Origin of the sequence: Actinomadura sp. NPDC048955 (genome assembly GCF_040649435.1) — a bacterium.
Lineage (GTDB): Bacteria > Actinomycetota > Actinomycetes > Streptosporangiales > Streptosporangiaceae > Spirillospora > Spirillospora luteofluorescens.
The window spans coordinates 82209-97702 of sequence record NZ_JBEZJI010000010.1; the positions used below are offsets into that span (position 1 = coordinate 82209).

General features: G+C 72.4%; 12 protein-coding genes. 8 read left to right on the top strand and 4 right to left on the bottom strand.

The features are described from left to right. Window positions 1-107: 107 nt before the first annotated feature. Both AB0C84_RS13165 and AB0C84_RS13170 read right to left on the bottom strand, forming a co-directional pair. Complete coding sequence (locus AB0C84_RS13165; RefSeq protein ID WP_258943825.1) at window positions 108-1757, bottom strand: hypothetical protein; 1650 nt, start codon at window positions 1755-1757, stop codon at window positions 108-110. Between the two features lie 662 nt (window positions 1758-2419). After that, window positions 2420-3655: an SAM-dependent methyltransferase gene (locus AB0C84_RS13170; protein ID WP_361064913.1), complete on the bottom strand. Its 1236-nt coding sequence runs from the start codon at window positions 3653-3655 to the stop codon at window positions 2420-2422. Window positions 3656-3918: 263 nt separating this feature from the next. Here AB0C84_RS13170 and groES point away from each other — a divergent pair, with 263 nt between their 5' ends. The 4 genes from groES (at window position 3919) to AB0C84_RS13190 (ending at window position 7701) form a co-directional block, all read left to right on the top strand. Continuing rightward, window positions 3919-4230 (top strand): co-chaperone GroES, encoded by a 312-nt coding sequence (groES, locus tag AB0C84_RS13175; protein WP_200841863.1) that lies wholly within the window; start codon window positions 3919-3921, stop codon window positions 4228-4230. A gap of 85 nt (window positions 4231-4315) precedes the next feature. Continuing rightward, window positions 4316-5944 carry a chaperonin GroEL gene (gene groL, locus AB0C84_RS13180; protein ID WP_179845992.1) on the top strand — a complete coding sequence of 543 codons (1629 nt, stop codon included), beginning with the start codon at window positions 4316-4318 and terminating at the stop codon, window positions 5942-5944. 333 nt (window positions 5945-6277) lie between these two features. Then, window positions 6278-6856, top strand: a complete 579-nt coding sequence (locus AB0C84_RS13185; RefSeq protein WP_179849625.1) for a sigma-70 family RNA polymerase sigma factor — start codon at window positions 6278-6280, stop codon at window positions 6854-6856. Beyond that, entirely contained in the window at window positions 6853-7701 is an 849-nt protein-coding gene (locus AB0C84_RS13190; RefSeq protein WP_361064916.1) for a hypothetical protein, read from the top strand. The genes AB0C84_RS13185 and AB0C84_RS13190 overlap by 4 nt, the downstream gene beginning before the upstream one ends. A gap of 51 nt (window positions 7702-7752) precedes the next feature. Here AB0C84_RS13190 and AB0C84_RS13195 read toward each other — a convergent pair whose 3' ends face one another. Then, window positions 7753-8142 (bottom strand): DUF5319 domain-containing protein, encoded by a 390-nt coding sequence (locus tag AB0C84_RS13195; protein WP_179845994.1) that lies wholly within the window; start codon window positions 8140-8142, stop codon window positions 7753-7755. Between the two features lie 255 nt (window positions 8143-8397). Between AB0C84_RS13195 and guaB the strand changes: the two genes are divergently transcribed. The 3 genes from guaB (at window position 8398) to AB0C84_RS13210 (ending at window position 12931) form a co-directional block, all read left to right on the top strand. After that, on the top strand, window positions 8398-9894 hold the full coding sequence (guaB, locus tag AB0C84_RS13200) for an IMP dehydrogenase (RefSeq protein ID WP_179845995.1): 1497 nt from the start codon (window positions 8398-8400) through the stop codon (window positions 9892-9894). 82 nt (window positions 9895-9976) lie between these two features. Then, entirely contained in the window at window positions 9977-11092 is a 1116-nt protein-coding gene (locus AB0C84_RS13205) for a GuaB3 family IMP dehydrogenase-related protein (RefSeq protein ID WP_361065112.1), read from the top strand. A gap of 99 nt (window positions 11093-11191) precedes the next feature. Further along, window positions 11192-12931 carry a glycerol-3-phosphate dehydrogenase/oxidase gene (locus AB0C84_RS13210; RefSeq protein WP_179845996.1) on the top strand — a complete coding sequence of 580 codons (1740 nt, stop codon included), beginning with the start codon at window positions 11192-11194 and terminating at the stop codon, window positions 12929-12931. A gap of 16 nt (window positions 12932-12947) precedes the next feature. On the opposite strand, the gene AB0C84_RS13215 is transcribed toward AB0C84_RS13210, so the two are convergent. After that, window positions 12948-13580, bottom strand: a complete 633-nt coding sequence (locus tag AB0C84_RS13215; protein WP_361064921.1) for a helix-turn-helix domain-containing protein — start codon at window positions 13578-13580, stop codon at window positions 12948-12950. Between the two features lie 264 nt (window positions 13581-13844). On the opposite strand from AB0C84_RS13215, the gene AB0C84_RS13220 reads away from it, so the two are divergent. Further along, window positions 13845-15488, top strand: coding sequence for a succinic semialdehyde dehydrogenase (locus tag AB0C84_RS13220; RefSeq protein WP_361064923.1), 1644 nt, complete (start codon window positions 13845-13847; stop codon window positions 15486-15488). Window positions 15489-15494: the final 6 nt, after the last annotated feature.

Below are 15494 nucleotides of genomic sequence, written 5' to 3' on the forward strand. Positions count from 1 at the left end.
AAGGAAGCATCTTCGGTCGTCCCGGCGGTTCGCGGGACGAATGCCGCGGATACCGGGAGGGATCTGGATGCCGGGTGGGGCCCGCGCCGGCCCCACCCGGACGCTCGTCAGTCCTTGGCCTCGCGGCGGGGACGCAGCAGCGCCTCGGCGAGCGCGAGCATCGTCTCCTCCAGGGTGGACAGCCGCTTCAGCACGTCCTCGTGCACCGCGTTGACCTGCTTGGACACATCGTCGTGGACACCGTCCATCTTCCGGCCGACCTCGTCCTCGACGTGGGAGAAGCGCTTGACGAAGTCGGCCGCCGCCGCGTCGGCGCGGCGCGCGGCCTCGTCCTGCATGGTCTCCACCTTCCGCGCGAATTCGGCCTGGACGCCGCCGACCTGGCGCGCGACGTCCTCCTGCATGGTCCCGACCTGCTTGGCGACGTCGTCGTGGATGCTGCCGACCTGGCGCGTGACGTCCTCGTGGATGTCGCCGATCCGCTTGCCGAAGTCGTGGTGGACGCCGCTGACCTGCCGCGACACCTCGCTGTGCACGGACTCCACCTGCTTGGCGACGTCGGCGTGCACCGACTCGACCCGGCGGGAGACGATGTCGACCTGGGTGGTGAACTCCTCCAGCGCTCCGTCGACCCGCTTGGTGACCTCCTCGTGGATGGTCTCGATGCGCTTGCGGACGTCGTCGTGCACGTCCTCGAACCTGCGGGAGAACTCGTCCATGCGCTTGGCGACGTCGCTGTAGGCGGTCTCGGCGATCTGCGACATGGTGGCCTTGACCTCGTCGCGGTCCGGCCGGGCGCGCAGCTCCTCGATCAGCGGGTCGACGGCCTCGGCCAGGTGCTTCTCCAGCGCGTCGAACCGGTCGCCGTACTCGGCCGCCGGGCGCTGCGCGAGCTCGGCCAGCAGCCGGTGCACCTCGGCGATCTCCAGGGTGGCGGGCAGCCGGTTGATCCGCTCGCCGAGCCCGTCGAGGCGTCCGTCGACGCTCTCGAACCGGCCGTCCAGCCCGCCGAGCTTGCCCGACACCCCTTCGAGGCGGCCGTCGACGCCGTCCAGCCGCCCGTCGAGGCCGTCGAGGCGGCCGCCGACGCCCTCGACCCGGCCGTTGACCGCCTCGAGGCCCTGCTCCATCCGCTCGGCCATCTCGCCGAGCGCCTGGTCGACCCGTGACGTGACCCCGTTGACCGAGTGTTCGAGCCGCTCGGACCGGTGACCGAGCTCGGCGAGCGACTTGTCGAGCCGGTTGAAGCGGACGGACGCGGCCTCCATGCTGCCCTGGAGCTTGTCCAGCCGCTTGGTCATCTCGTCCATGCGCTGCGACGCCTGCTGCGTGGCGTCGGTGATCTGCTGCGCGGAGTCGAGGACGGCCTGGATGCGGGTCAGGCCCTCGTCGACGTTCTCGGCCACCACGCCGACGTCGGCCCACAGCGCGGGCAGTTCGGCGACGGGCTTGACCCGCTCGCCGAACGCCTCGATGTGCTCGGCCAGGCCCTCGGCCCATTCAGGGGGCTTGCCGGACAGGTCGTCGACCTGACCTCGGACGCTCTCGATCTGTCCGGTCAGCCCGGTGAGCTCCCGCTCCCGGACCTCGCGGAGAAGCCACTCCATGCCTTCAAGGCGCTGGCGGATCTCGTCCAGGACCTGCCCCTGTGAGCGCTGTTCGTAGACGTGGTCCTGCGCCGCACGGGCGAGCAACTCCCGCATCCGATCCGAGACCGGTTGACCCCCCGTCTGCAGGAAGTTGTGATTCGTTTCCACCCGATGCTCCTTCGTGTGCCGGCGCGACGAAATGACGCACGGCAAATGAATCTCTGGAGTGGCCACTGTAGTGCGTGTAGAGCGCGGCTAAAACGGGTAGCAGAGAAGATTGCGAGTTCTGCGGAATGCGCCTGTTATCCGACTAGGTGGAATAGTGAGATACCGCCGAATGCATGGCGAGTTACGCGCTTTGCGGTCATTGCCCTTCTTGGGGGGATAGAGGGGGTGGACGCCGGCGGGCGGTGCGGGACGGGTCCGGCGTTCCGGGTGCCGTTCTGTCCGTACATCTCGTCCAACATCGGCAGTTCCCGAACCGCGCGGGCGGCTACGGCGGCCCGACGCGTGTGCGGCGGACGTCATGCGGCGGGGCGCGTTCCCGGCCTTTTCGGGAGGGCTTTTGGGGAGCCGGTGGCCCGCCCGGTGAACCTGTCTTGGTGTTCTCGCGCCGGTTGATCTCGCCGCGCCGATTTTCGCGCCGCGCCGCGCCCTTGCCGGGCGGCCGCAATCCCTGGTGCGCGCAATGCCGGAATGCGGCGATGATTTGCACCGCCGTGGCGCGTCGCCCCCTCCCGCTTGGCGTTGCGGCGCCGAGTGGAAGATCTTTGGGCAGGGTTGCCGGACGGCGCCCGTTCCGGGCGGGTCAGGCCCCGCCGGCCGGCCGGTCAGCTCCCGGGGACGGCGTGCGTCAGAAGGGCGACGGGGTCCCGTCCCACGCGCGTCACCACGAGGGTCAGCTCCCGGGCGCCGCGTCCCGCGCGGCGCCCCCCGAAGCCGAGGTCGCGGCGGAGCCGGTCGACGTCGACGGCGGAGCCGCGCTTCTTGACGGTCAGCACGCCGATCTCGCGGCGGCGCAGCTCGGCGCGCAGCCGCTTCACGGAGAACGGCATCACGTCTTCCACCTCGTAGGCGGAGGCGAAGGGCGTCGGGCGCAGCTCGTCGGACGTGACGTAGGCGATGTGGGGGTCGGCCAGGCCGCCGTCGACCAAATCCGCGACTTCGCCGACCAAGTGGGCCCGGATCACGGCGCCGTCAGGCTCGTACAGGTAACGGCCCCACGCCCGTACGTCTGGGACGTCCGGCCCCTGAGGAGTCAGGGTCCACACCTGGGGCCCTCTATCCGAGAGGTGGGTGTCGGACGAGAGGAGGGTGGCTCGCCGCCGCACGTCGCCGGCCAGCCCGCCCAGCCAGAGGGCCGCCTCCTTGACGTCACCCCCGACCGAGACCCACTCGGCCTCTGCGTCGTCCGGGACGGCCTCATGCGGGATGCCCGGCGCGACCTTCACGCAGGCCGCGGGCGCCTGGCCGGCCATGGCCAGGACGACGTCGAACGGCGGCTCATAAGAGCGGGGATCGAAGACGCGGCCCCGTGTGGTGCGACGTCCAGGGTCGGCGAAAACCGCGTCGAATCCGGACGGATCCTCCTTGGTGGCGTCCCCGACCCGTACGGAGGCCAGGCCGTCCAGCCCGAAGACCGCCACGTTGGCGCGGGCCACCTCAGCGGTCAACGGGTCCAGTTCCACGCCCACTCCGGCCAGGCCCGCGCGCGCTCGGGCGATGAGGTCGGCGCCTATCCCGCATCCCAGCTCCAGCACGCGCCCGGCGGGCAGCCGGTCGGCGAACCGTCCGGCGCGGTAGGCCGCCACGCTCGCGCGGGTCGACTGCTCAAGCCCCGCCTGCGTGAAGTACATGCGGTCGGCCTCGGCGCCGAACTTGGCCCGGGCCCTTCTCCGCAACCGGACCTGCGTCAGCGCGGCGGCCACGAGCGGCGGATCGTGCCGCTCGCGCAGCCGCGACGCCGTGGCGAGCAGGCCGTCCTCGCTCACGTCCGCCTCGGCCGCCTCCTGGAGGAGCGCCTGGCCGGAGGGAGTGTGCAGGGCCCGGAACGCCGCGATGTCCATAGGGTGGAAGTTAGCGGCAGGGCCGGTGGCCGGCCGCCGGTGAACGTCCGGAGACGGCCGCGGGGCGGGCTCGTGTCCGTGTTGACGGGCCAACGGGCACGGAATAGTCTCGCGGTTGGCACTCTCAAGGGTAGAGTGCCAACTACAGCGACGAAGGTCGGTCTGGCACCCGCGACGGCAGGCCGGTCCAGGGTCGCCTCTTCTGTCACATGTGCTGGTCGGTCATCCATGGCCGGCCGAGGACCAATCGAAGGGGAGGTCAGATCGTGACGACCGCCACCAAGGTTGTTCTCAAGCCGCTTGAGGACCGCATCGTCGTCCAGCCGCTTGAGGCCGAGACCACCACCGCGTCGGGCCTGGTGATCCCGGACACCGCCAAGGAGAAGCCCCAGGAGGGCACCGTCCTTGCCGTTGGTCCGGGTCGCGTCGACGACAAGGGCGAGCGCGTCCCCGTCGACGTCAAGGTCGGCGAGGTCGTGCTCTACAGCAAGTACGGCGGCACCGAGGTCAAGTACAACGGCGAGGAGTACCTCGTCCTCTCGGCCCGCGACGTGCTCGCGGTCATCGAGAAGTAATCACCGAGACGTGATGCACCCGCCCCGGTCGGCGCCGCCTTCGGGCGGCCCGCCGGGGCGGATCGCGTGAAAGAGGAGTATCCGCATGGCGAAGATCCTGGAGTTCGAGGAGGACGCTCGCCGGGCTCTTGAGCGCGGCGTCAACGCTCTCGCGGACGCCGTCAAGGTGACGATCGGCCCGCGCGGCCGCAACGTCGTCATCGACAAGAAGTTCGGCGCGCCGACGATCACCAACGACGGCGTCACCATCGCCCGCGAGGTGGAGCTGGAGGACCCCTACGAGAACCTCGGGGCCCAGCTCGCCAAGGAAGTGGCGACCAAGACCAACGACATCGCGGGCGACGGCACCACCACGGCGACCGTCCTCGCGCAGGCGCTGGTCCGCGAAGGGACCCGCAACGTGGCGGCCGGCGCCTCGCCGCTCGCCCTCAAGCGCGGCATCGACGCGGCCGCCCAGTACGTCTCCGACCAGCTGCTGAAGACGGCGCGCGAGGTCGAGGAGAAGGGCGAGATCGCGCACGTCGCGACCATCTCCGCGCAGGACCCGCAGATCGGCGAGCTGATCGCCGAGGCGTTCGAGAAGGTCGGCAAGGACGGCGTCATCACCGTCGAGGAGGCCCACACGATGGGCCTCGAGCTGGAGTTCACCGAGGGCCTCCAGTTCGACAAGGGCTACCTGTCGCCGCACATGGTGACCGACCACGAGCGCATGGAGGCCGTCCTGGAGGACGCCTACGTGCTGATCGTGGACGGCAAGATCTCCAACGTGCAGGAGTTCCTGCCGCTGGCCGAGAAGGTCGCCCAGACCAAGAAGCCGCTGCTCGTGGTGGCCGAGGACGTCGAGGGCGAGGCCCTGGCGCTGCTGGTGGCCAACAAGATCCGCGGCACCTTCCTGTCCGTCGCGGTGAAGGCCCCCGGCTTCGGCGACCGCCGCAAGGCGATGCTCGGCGACATGGCCACCCTGACCGGCGGCCAGGTCGTCAGCGAGGCCATCGGCCTCAAGCTCGACTCGATCGGGCTGGAGGACCTCGGCCGCGCCCGCCGGATCACCGTCACCAAGGACGCCACCACCGTCGTCGACGGCGAGGGTGCGGCGGACGAGGTCTCCGCCCGGATCAACCAGATCAAGGTGGAGATCGAGAACAGCGACTCCGACTGGGACCGCGAGAAGCTGCAGGAGCGCCTGGCCAAGCTGGCCGGCGGCGTCTGCGTGCTGCGCGTCGGCGCCGCCACCGAGGTGGAGCTGAAGGAGAAGAAGCACCGCCTGGAGGACGCCATCTCGGCGACCCGCGCGGCCATCGAGGAGGGCATCGTCTCCGGCGGCGGCAGCGCCCTGGTGCACGTCGCCAAGGAGGGCTTCGGCGCCCTCGGCCTGTCCGGCGACGAGGCCACCGGCGCCGAGGCGGTCCGCCGCGCGCTGCCCGAGCCGCTGCGCTGGATCTCCGAGAACGCCGGCCAGGAGGGCTACGTCGTCGTCTCCAAGGTGGAGGAGCTGCAGGCCGGGCACGGCTACAACGCCGCCACCGGCGAGTACGGCGACCTGATCGCCCAGGGCGTCATCGACCCGGTGAAGGTCACCCGCTCGGCGGTCACCAACGCCGCCTCCATCGCGGGCATGCTGCTCACCACCGAGGCGCTCGTCGTCGACAAGCCGGAGGAGGCCGAGGAGGCCGCCGGCGGCGGTCACGGCCACGGCCACGGTCACGGCCACTGAGATCGGCCGACCCGGCGGGCCCGTCCCGCCGGGAGAGCGTAGGCGAGACCCCCGTCCGTCCGGGCGGGGGTCTCGCCGCGTCCGGGGTCCCGCCATGGAAAAGTCCGCCACGCCCGGCAGCGCGATGACCACGACGCGTAGTAACTCCAGGTTCGCTCCCGCACTGTGACCATTCCGTTGTAGAGGACAGTGGAGACACGCCCGGGGGTGCTGGGCATCATGCTTGACGTGACCGAGGGATGCTTCGCCGGGACCGTGACCGCGCGCGCCGCCGCCCCCTCGAACGGGCCCGCCCCTCCCTCGCCTCGCGACCCCGCCCGTTCGGCGCGGGCGCTGCGTGCCGCGGACTCCGGCGACGGCGACCTCAGGGAGCTGACCCATCTCGCCGTGCAGGGCGATCCGGGCGCCATCGAGGTCCTCATCGCCGAGGTGCGCCCCATGATCGTGCGGTACTGCCGGGCCCGGCTCGGCCGGGTCTCCGGGCAGTACCACATCGCCGACGACGTGGCGCAGGAGGTCTGCATCGCCGTCCTGTCGGCCCTTCCCCGCTACCGGGACATGGGCCGGCCGTTCGCGTCCTTCGTCTTCGGCATCGCCGCGCACAAGATCGCGGACGCGCTGCGCAGCGCGGTCCGCGCCGCCGTGCCCACCGAGGACCTGCCGGACGGTCCGGACGACCGCCCGGGCCCCGAGGAGACGGTGGTCCGCTACATCGAGGCGCAGCGCGCCCGCGACCTGCTCACCCGGCTTCCCGAGCACCAGCGCGAGCTGGTGCTGCTGCGGGTCGTCGCGGGCCTGTCGGCGGAGGAGACCGGTAATGTGCTGGGCATGTCCGCGGGGGCGGTACGGGTCGCGCAGCACCGGGCCCTGGCCCGGCTCCGTGCGATGGCCAGAGAGGAGTCGATCGCTTGACGGAGCGCGGCCCCCTCACCGGCCTGCGGGGCGCCCCGGATCCGGACGAGCCCGCCCGCTCCGGCGACGCTCCGGCGCAGGCTCCGCCGTCCCGCCCGCCCGCCGTCCCGCCCGTGGACCTGTCCGCCGTGCGCCGTACCGACGCGCTCTTCGAGGCGCTGGCGGCGCGGGACGCTGCCGGTTCCGCGGGCCCCGCTGAAGGTCCCGCCGCCGGCCCCGCGGAGGCGCCCGCCGGGGCCCGCCCCGCCGCCCCGCCGGACGACGACCGCGACCCCGCGGTGCGGCTCCTGCGCGCCCTGATCGTCGACGTCGACGAGCAGGCCTGCGACGCCCCCGGCCCGCCCGCCCCCTCGGGCCCCGGCCCGCGCCGCCGCGGGCCGCGCACCATCGTGGCCCTGGGCGTGGCCGGCGCCGTCCTCGCCAGCAGCGGCGTCGCGGCCGCGGGAGGCGGCGTCACCGAACGCACCACCGCCTCCCCGGCGCCGAGCGCCTCCGGCGTGGTGGAGGAGGCGGACCGCGCGGCCGACACGGCCGCCGGCATCCGCCGGAGGCCGCGGCCGCCCGCGCGCCCGGCCCCGGAGGCGGGACGTCCCGCGGCGCGCACGCCGTCCGGCGACCCTGAGCGCGGGGAGAACCGGCAGCTCAGGCGGCGCCCGGAGGGGCCCTCCCCCCGGCACCTGCCGCGCCGTCCTCCCCTCAGGCAGGAGGCCCCGACGATGTTCGCGGAGCCGGTGGAGAGTCCCGAGGCGCGGCCGACGGCCGACCCGAGGCCCCGCCTCGACGACCTGCGCCGGATCGCCCGCAAGCGCGCCCTCGAGTACCAGAACCGTCCGACCGGCGACTGACGGCCGCGGCGTGCGCGCCCGCCGCGTCAGGCCGGGTGCGCGCCCGCGCGGTCAGTTCTCGTCGCGGCCCTCTTCGCTGTCGATCACGCCGTCAACGTAGCCGCGGGCGTACTCCCAGCTGACGTAGTCGACCGGATCGGGGGACAGCGCGGGCTCGTGCACGCGGGGGAGGCCCTCGTCCAGCAGGTGGCGCAGGTTGCCGTGCAGCAGCTCCCAGTCGATGTAGTGCATCTTGCCGCAGTCGCCGCAGTCGACCGTGAGGCCCCGCACCCCGAGCGGCTCCAGCAGGGCCCGGAAGACCTCCAGGTCGGCGAGGTCGGCCAGCACGTCCTCCCGCTCCGTCACACTGAGCGGAGCGGTCTCGTCGCCCGGGTCGCCGAGCGCCGCCGCCGGATCCTCCGGATCTCCGGCGAACGGGTCGAGCGGAGCATCGTCGTGCACGTACCCACGCTACTGCGCGAGGCCCCGGGAGGTGCACCCCCCGGCCTCCTCCGTGCGCGAACGGGCGCGAAGCGTGCGGGCACGGAGGGGAACGCGGAGGGGAATGCGGAGGACCGCCCGGCGTGTTGGCAGATGTCATCAACACCACGTGACCGCCGCCAGCAAAGCCCGCCCGGCCGCGGGCTCAGCCCCTACCATGGGGACAGGGTCGCTCGTGACCTGGCCCGATGCCGCCACCACCACGGGAAGGTTGTCATGAACCCCGCCGCCGAGCCCGACAAGTTCCTCCCGCAGGGCCTGACCTTCGACGACGTGCTCCTGCTGCCGGGCTACTCCGACCTGCAGCCCGGCGAGGCCGACACCACGACCCGGCTGACCCGCGAGATCTCGCTGCGGATCCCGCTCGTCTCGGCGGCGATGGACACCGTGACCGAGGCCCGCACCGCGGTCGCGATGGCGCGCCAGGGCGGCATCGGCGTGCTGCACCGCAACATGTCGATCGAGGAGCAGGCCGCTGAGGCCGACCGGGTGAAGCGCTCCGAGGCCGGGATGATCACCAATCCGGTGACCTGCCTGCCGGACGCCACGCTCGCCGACGTCGAGGCGCTGTGCGCCCGCTACCGGATCTCCGGGGTGCCGGTCACCGACGTGCGCGGCGTGCTGGTCGGCATCGTGACCAACCGCGACATGCGCTTCGAGACCGACCTGTCGCGCTCCGTCCGCGAGGTCATGACGGCGATGCCGCTCATCACCGCCCCGGTGGACGTCTCGCGCGAGGAGGCGTTCCGCCTGCTCGCGGGCAACAAGGTGGAGAAGCTCCCGCTCGTCGACGGCGAGGGCCGGCTCAAGGGCCTGATCACCACCAAGGACTTCACCAAGAGCGAGCAGTACCCCGACTCCACCAAGGACGCCGACGGCCGCCTGCTCGTCGCCGCGGCCGTGGGCGTCGGCGAGGACGCCCTGCGCCGCGCCCGCGCCCTCATCGAGGCCGGCACCGACGTGATCATCGTGGACACGGCGCACGGCCACTCCAAGGGCGTCGCCGACACGATCGCCGCGATCAAGGGCAACTCGTCCGTCCAGGTCGTCGGCGGGAACGTCGCCACCGAGGCGGGCGCCCAGGTGCTGGTGGACGCGGGCGCCGACGCGATCAAGGTCGGCGTGGGCCCCGGCTCCATCTGCACCACCCGCATCGTCGCCGGGGTCGGCGTGCCGCAGATCACCGCGATCTTCGAGGCGGCCCGCGCGGCGAAGGCGGCGGGCGTCCCGGTGATCGGGGACGGCGGCCTGCAGTACTCCGGCGACATCGCCAAGGCCCTCGTCGCGGGCGCCGACACCGTGATGCTCGGCAGCCTGCTCGCGGGCGTCGAGGAGTCCCCGGGCGAGCTGATCTTCGTCCACGGCAAGCAGTACAAGTCCTACCGGGGCATGGGCTCGCTCGGCGCGATGCGCAACCGCGAGCGCGGCGCCTCCTACTCCAAGGACCGCTACGCCCAGGCCGACGTCAACGCCGAGGAGAAGCTGATCCCCGAGGGCGTCGAGGGCCAGGTCCCCTACCGGGGGCCCCTCGCCAACGTCGCGCACCAGCTCGTCGGCGGGCTCCACCAGTCGATGTGGTACGCGGGCACCCGCACCGTCCCCGAGCTCCAGGAGCGCGGCAAGCTCATGCGCATCAGCGTCGCGGGCCTGCGCGAGAGCCACCCGCACGACATCCAGATGACGGTGGAGGCCCCCAACTACCAGGGCCGCTGACTGACGTAAGCTCTTCCGGGGCTCGATCCCGCGCCCGCGGGAAGACCGGATCACGTGGAGGAAGCGCGCAGTGGCTGCTGAGGTGGAGATCGGCCGTGGCAAGAGCGGCCGCCGGGCGTACGCCTTCGACGACATCGGCATCGTGCCGTCCCGCCGGACGCGTGATCCCGAGGAGGTCAGCGTCGCCTGGCAGATCGACGCCTACCGGTTCGAGATGCCCCTGGTCGTGGCGCCGATGGACAGCGTCGTCAGCCCCGCGATCGCGATCGCGGTCGGGCGGCTCGGCGGGCTGGCCGTGCTCGACCTCGAAGGGCTCTGGACGCGCTACGACGACCCCGGGCCGCTGCTCGCCGAGATCGCCTCGCTGGACGACGTCCGCGCCACCCAGCGGCTCCAGGAGATCTACTCCGAGCCGATCAAGGAGGAGCTGATCGGCCGCCGGATCCAGGAGGTCCGCGAGGCGGGCGTCACCGTCGCGGCGCGGCTGTCGCCGCAGCGCACCGCCCAGTTCCACAAGGCCGTGATCGACGCCGGCGTCGACCTGTTCGTGATCCGCGGCACCACCGTGTCCGCCGAGCACGTGTCGGGGCGCGCCGAGCCGCTGAACCTCAAGCAGTTCATCTACGACCTCGACGTCCCCGTGATCGTCGGCGGCTGCTCCACCTACACCGCGGCGCTGCACCTGATGCGCACCGGCGCGGCCGGCGTGCTGGTCGGGTTCGGCGGCGGCTCCGGGCACACGACGCGCACGGTCCTCGGCGTCGCCGTCCCGATGGCGACCGCGGTCGCCGACGTGGCCGCGGCCCGCCGCGACTACATGGACGAGTCCGGCGGCCGCTACGTGCACGTGATCGCCGACGGCGGCATGGTCAACAGCGGCGACCTCGCGAAGGCGTTCGCCTGCGGCTCCGACGCGGTGATGGTCGGCTCCCCGTTCGCCCGCTCCACCGAGGCGCCGGGGCGCGGCTACCACTGGGGCAGCGAGGCCCACCACGGCGACGTCCCCCGCGGCACCCGCATCGAGATCGGGACGATCGGGACGATGGAGCAGATCCTGCACGGCCCGTCCCATGTCGCGGACGGCTCCATGAACCTCATCGGGGCGCTGCGCCGCTCGATGGCCACCGCGGGGTACACGGAGCTGAAGGAGTTCCAGCGGGTCCAGGTCGTCGTGGCCCCCGGCCAGTCCACCGACTGAGAGCCACCCCACGTCCGTTCATTCGCATCTCGGTGTGAACCGGTCCTTACTCTTGGGTAAGAACCGTTCGGAAACCGAACCGCTGTGGGGGGATGCGCGATGACGGGATCACCGGTGACCGGCCTTGGGAGCTCGCGGCTCGGCCCGGCCGAGCGCGCCGCAGCGCTCGACCGCATGGCCCGCGAGGAGTTCGACGTGGTCGTGGTCGGCGGCGGCATCGTCGGCGCGGGCGCGGCGCTGGACGCGGCCACCCGGGGCCTGTCGGTGGCGGTGGTCGAGGCCCGCGACTTCGCGTCCGGCACGTCGTCGCGGTCGTCCAAGCTGATCCACGGCGGCCTGCGGTACCTGGAGCAGTACAACTTCGACCTGGTCCGGGAGGCGCTGACCGAGCGCGCGCTGCTGCTCCAGCAGATCGCGCCGCACCTGGTGCAGCCCGTCCCCTTCATGCTGCCGACCACGCACCGCGTGTGGGAACGCGCGTACTTCGGGGCGGGCGTGGCCCTCTACGACCTCCTCGCCTTCCAGATGGGCAGCACCCGCGGCGTCCCGCACCACCGGCACCTGACGCGCCGCGGGGCGCTGCGCCTCGCGCCGTCCCTGCGCAAGGACGCCTTCACCGGCGCGATCCAGTACTGGGACGCGATGGTCGACGACGCCCGCTACGTGATGACCGCGCTGCGGACGGCCGCGGAGTACGGCGCCCAGATCGCCTCGCGCACCCAGTGCCTGGGTTTCCTGCGCGAGGGGGAGCGCGTCACCGGCCTGCGCATCCGCGACCTCGAGGGCAACACGACCAGCGAGGTCCGCGCCAAGCAGGTCGTCAACGCCACCGGCGTGTGGTCGGACGACATCCAGGAGCTCGTCGGCGGCCGCGGCCAGATCCACGTGAAGGCGTCCAAGGGCATCCACCTGGTCGTGCCGAAGGACCGCATCCACTCCGCCACGGGGATCATCCTGCGCACCGAGAAGTCGGTGCTCTTCGTGATCCCCTGGGGCCGCCACTGGATCATCGGCACCACCGACACCGCCTGGGACCTCGACAGGGCCCACCCAGCCGCGTCCAAGGCCGACATCGACTACGTCCTGGACCACGTCAACTCCGTCCTCGCCACCCCGCTCACCCATGACGACGTGGAGGGCGTCTACGCGGGCCTGCGCCCCCTCCTCACCGGCGAGACCGAGGAGACGTCGAAGCTCTCCCGCGAGCACGTGGTCGCGCACCCCGTCCCGGGCCTCGTCCTGGTGGCGGGCGGCAAGTACACCACCTACCGCGTCATGGCCAAGGACGCCATCGACGCCGTCGCGCACGGCCTCGACGGCAAGGTCGCCGAGTCCTGCACCGACCGCATCCCGCTCGTCGGGGGCGACGGGTTCCAGGCCATGTGGAACGCCCGGCACCGCCTCGCCTCGCGCTCGGGGCTGCACGTCGCCCGGATCGAGCACCTCCTGCGCCGCTACGGGACGCTCCTGGACGACCTGCTCGAACTGATCGCCGACAAGCCCGACCTCGCCAAGCCGCTGAGCGGCGCCGACGACTACCTGCGCGCCGAGGTCGTCTACGCCGCCACCCACGAGGGCGCCCGCCACCTCAACGACGTCCTCGCCCGCCGCACCCGCATCTCCATCGAGACCTGGGACCGGGGCGTCGGCGTCGCCCAGGAGGCCGCCGACCTCCTCGCGCCCGTCCTCGGCTGGTCCAAGAAGCAGCGCGACCGCGAGATCGAGTACTACCGCAAGCGCGTCGAGGCCGAGCGCGCCTCGCAGACCCAGGAGGACGACCAGGAGGCCGACGCCCACCGCAGGGGCGCCCCCGACATCGTCCCCATCGCCACCCCCTGACCGGTACGCCGGTGGTTCAGGGCCGGGGGCGGCCCTGAACCAGGGTCTTGCCGGTGCTGTACAGGTCGGCGGGGACCCGGACGGGGTCGAGGAGGTGCTGGAAGGCCAGGCCGAAGTCGAGGGCCATGGTCAGGGTGGCGCGGTCGCACGCGGCGAGCCCGCCGGGCGCGGGACCGTCGGCCGGCTCCAGTTCCCGGGCCAGCTGGGCGCGGCGCTCGGCGTACCAGTCGGCGATGCGCCAGCCGGCGGCGTAGTCGCGCATGCCGTAGAGCCAGAACTCGACCAGGAGCAGGGCCAGGCGGCGGGGGGCCTCGTCGGTGTCGCGGCGGGACGGGCGGCCCGTGGGGTCGGCGTCCTCGGCGGCGGCGCGGAGCTCGTCGCAGACGTCGGTCCGGGTGCGGGCGCTGGTGATGCGCTCCATCAGGGCGAGCAGCAGGTCGGTCTTGCCGGCGAAGTTGGAGTAGACGGCGCCCTTGGTGAGGCCCGCGGCCGCCGCTATGTCGTCGAGCGAGGCGCCGTGGATGCCGCGTTCGGCCCACAGGCGCTCGGCGGCGGCGAGCAGGGCGGCGCGGGTCTGCTCGCGCCGGTCCCGGCGCGCCGCGGGCCGGCCGGCGCCGTTCTCGGGCCCGTGGCCGCGGGCGTCCGTCATCGCTGTCCCCTCCCCTGGGCAGCGCCGCCCCCCGACGGCGCTGAGATTCTCCTCCTGCTTTCGGGATACACCGGGCGGGGGCGGTCAGTCTTCGACTTGCACAACTCCACCTGGCTTGGAACGGTCCGTTCGGCGGGGTTTGTCAGTCGCAGGCGAAGAGGGCGCGAGCGCGGCGGAGATACCAGCCCCCAGTGGGGCATATCACTGCAAGTAGCGCGTTACTTGCGGGTAGCCAAAATGGGCGGGTGGTCATACCCTGCCTGCATGGCATCCCCGACGGTTCCGGCCGAAGGCGCGGCAGACCCGGCCGACGGCGCGACGAGCACAGCCGAAGACGCGGCGAGCACTGCCGAGGGCGCGGCAGGGCACACGCTTCCCCAGACCCTGATCGACCGGCTGGTCTCGCACGTCGCCACGGACGGCGCCGGGACCGCGACGATCGCGAGCCCCTTCACCGGTGAGCCCCTCGCGACCGTTCCGCTGTCGAGCCCCGAGGATGTCCGGGCCGCCTACGAGCGGGCGCGCGAGGCGCAGCGGGCCTGGGCGGCGCTGCCGGCGGGGGAGCGGGCCAAACCCTTCCTGCGGCTCGCGGACGCCCTGGTCGACCGGCGCGCGGAGATCCTCGACATCATCCAGCTGGAGACCGGCAAGGCGCGCCGCCACGCGATGGAGGAGTTCCTCGACGTCGCGCTGTGCTCGCTCTACTACGCCCGGCGGGCCCCGCGGCTGCTGAAGCCCCGCCGCCGCAAGGGCATGATGCCGGGACTGACCCGCGTCCAGGAACTGCGGCACCCGAAGGGCGTCGTGGCGCTCATCGCGCCGTGGAACTACCCGTTCGCGCTCGGCGCCAGCGACATCGCGCCCGCGCTGATGGCGGGCAACGCGGTGATCCACAAGCCCGACACGCAGACGTGCCTGTCCAGCCTGTGGGTGCTGGACCTGCTGGTCTCGCTCGGGCTGCCCCGGGACCTCTGGCAGATCGTCGTCGGGGAGCCGGCCGAGATCGGCGACCCGCTGGTAGAGAACGCCGACTACGTCTCGTTCACCGGCTCGACGCGCGGGGGCAGGGCGATCGCGGAGAAGGTCGCGCCGCGGCTGGTCGCCTACTCGCTGGAGCTCGGCGGCAAGAACCCGATGATCGTCATGCCGGACGCCGATGTCGAGCGCGCCGCGCGCGGCGCCGTCCGCGCTTGCTTCACCAACGCCGGGCAGCTGTGCATCTCGATCGAGCGGATGTACGTGCACGAGGACGTCTACGACCGGTTCGTGCCGCGGTTCGTCGAGCTCGTCAAGGGCATGCGGCTCGGCGCCGGCCTGGACTTCGACGCCGAGATGGGCTCGCTGACCCACAGGCGCCAGCTGGACGCGGTGACGGCGCACGTCGACCAGGCCGTCGAGAAGGGCGCGACCGTCCTGGCCGGCGGGAAGGCCCGTCCCGACGTCGGTCCGCTGTTCTACGAGCCGACGGTCCTCGCGGACGTGGACGGCGACATGGACCTGTGCGCGAACGAGACGTTCGGCCCCGTCGTCGCGGTCTACAAGTACCGGGACGAGGACGAGGTCGTCGCCCGCGCCAACGACACGCCCTACGGGCTGAACGCGTCGGTGTGGACGAAGAACCCCGCGCGGGGCCGCCGCCTCGCCGCCCGCATCCAGGCGGGGACGGTCAACATCAACGACGGCTACGGGGCCGCCTACGCCTCCTACGACTCCCCGATGGGCGGGATGAAGCAGTCCGGTGTGGGACGCCGCCACGGGTCCGAGGGGCTGCTGAAGTTCACCGAGGTCCAGACCGTCGCGAGCCAGCACATCATGGACCTGGAGCCGCCCGGCGCCATCGGCTACGACACGTTCGCCGACTACATGGCCACGGGCATCAAGCTCATGAAGAAGCTGCGGATCAAGTAGGGATCG

Excerpts from the sequence above, each read along its gene's own strand:
- AB0C84_RS13170 (WP_361064913.1), bottom strand. The coding sequence starts at position 3,655 with ATGGACATCGCGGCGTTCCGGGCCCTGCACACTCCCTCCGGCCAGGCG.
- groL (WP_179845992.1), top strand. The coding sequence starts at position 4,316 with ATGGCGAAGATCCTGGAGTTCGAGGAGGACGCTCGCCGGGCTCTTGAG.
- guaB (WP_179845995.1), top strand. The coding sequence starts at position 8,398 with ATGAACCCCGCCGCCGAGCCCGACAAGTTCCTCCCGCAGGGCCTGACC.
- AB0C84_RS13210 (WP_179845996.1), top strand. The coding sequence starts at position 11,192 with ATGACGGGATCACCGGTGACCGGCCTTGGGAGCTCGCGGCTCGGCCCG.
- AB0C84_RS13215 (WP_361064921.1), bottom strand. The coding sequence starts at position 13,580 with ATGACGGACGCCCGCGGCCACGGGCCCGAGAACGGCGCCGGCCGGCCC.
- AB0C84_RS13220 (WP_361064923.1), top strand. The coding sequence starts at position 13,845 with ATGGCATCCCCGACGGTTCCGGCCGAAGGCGCGGCAGACCCGGCCGAC.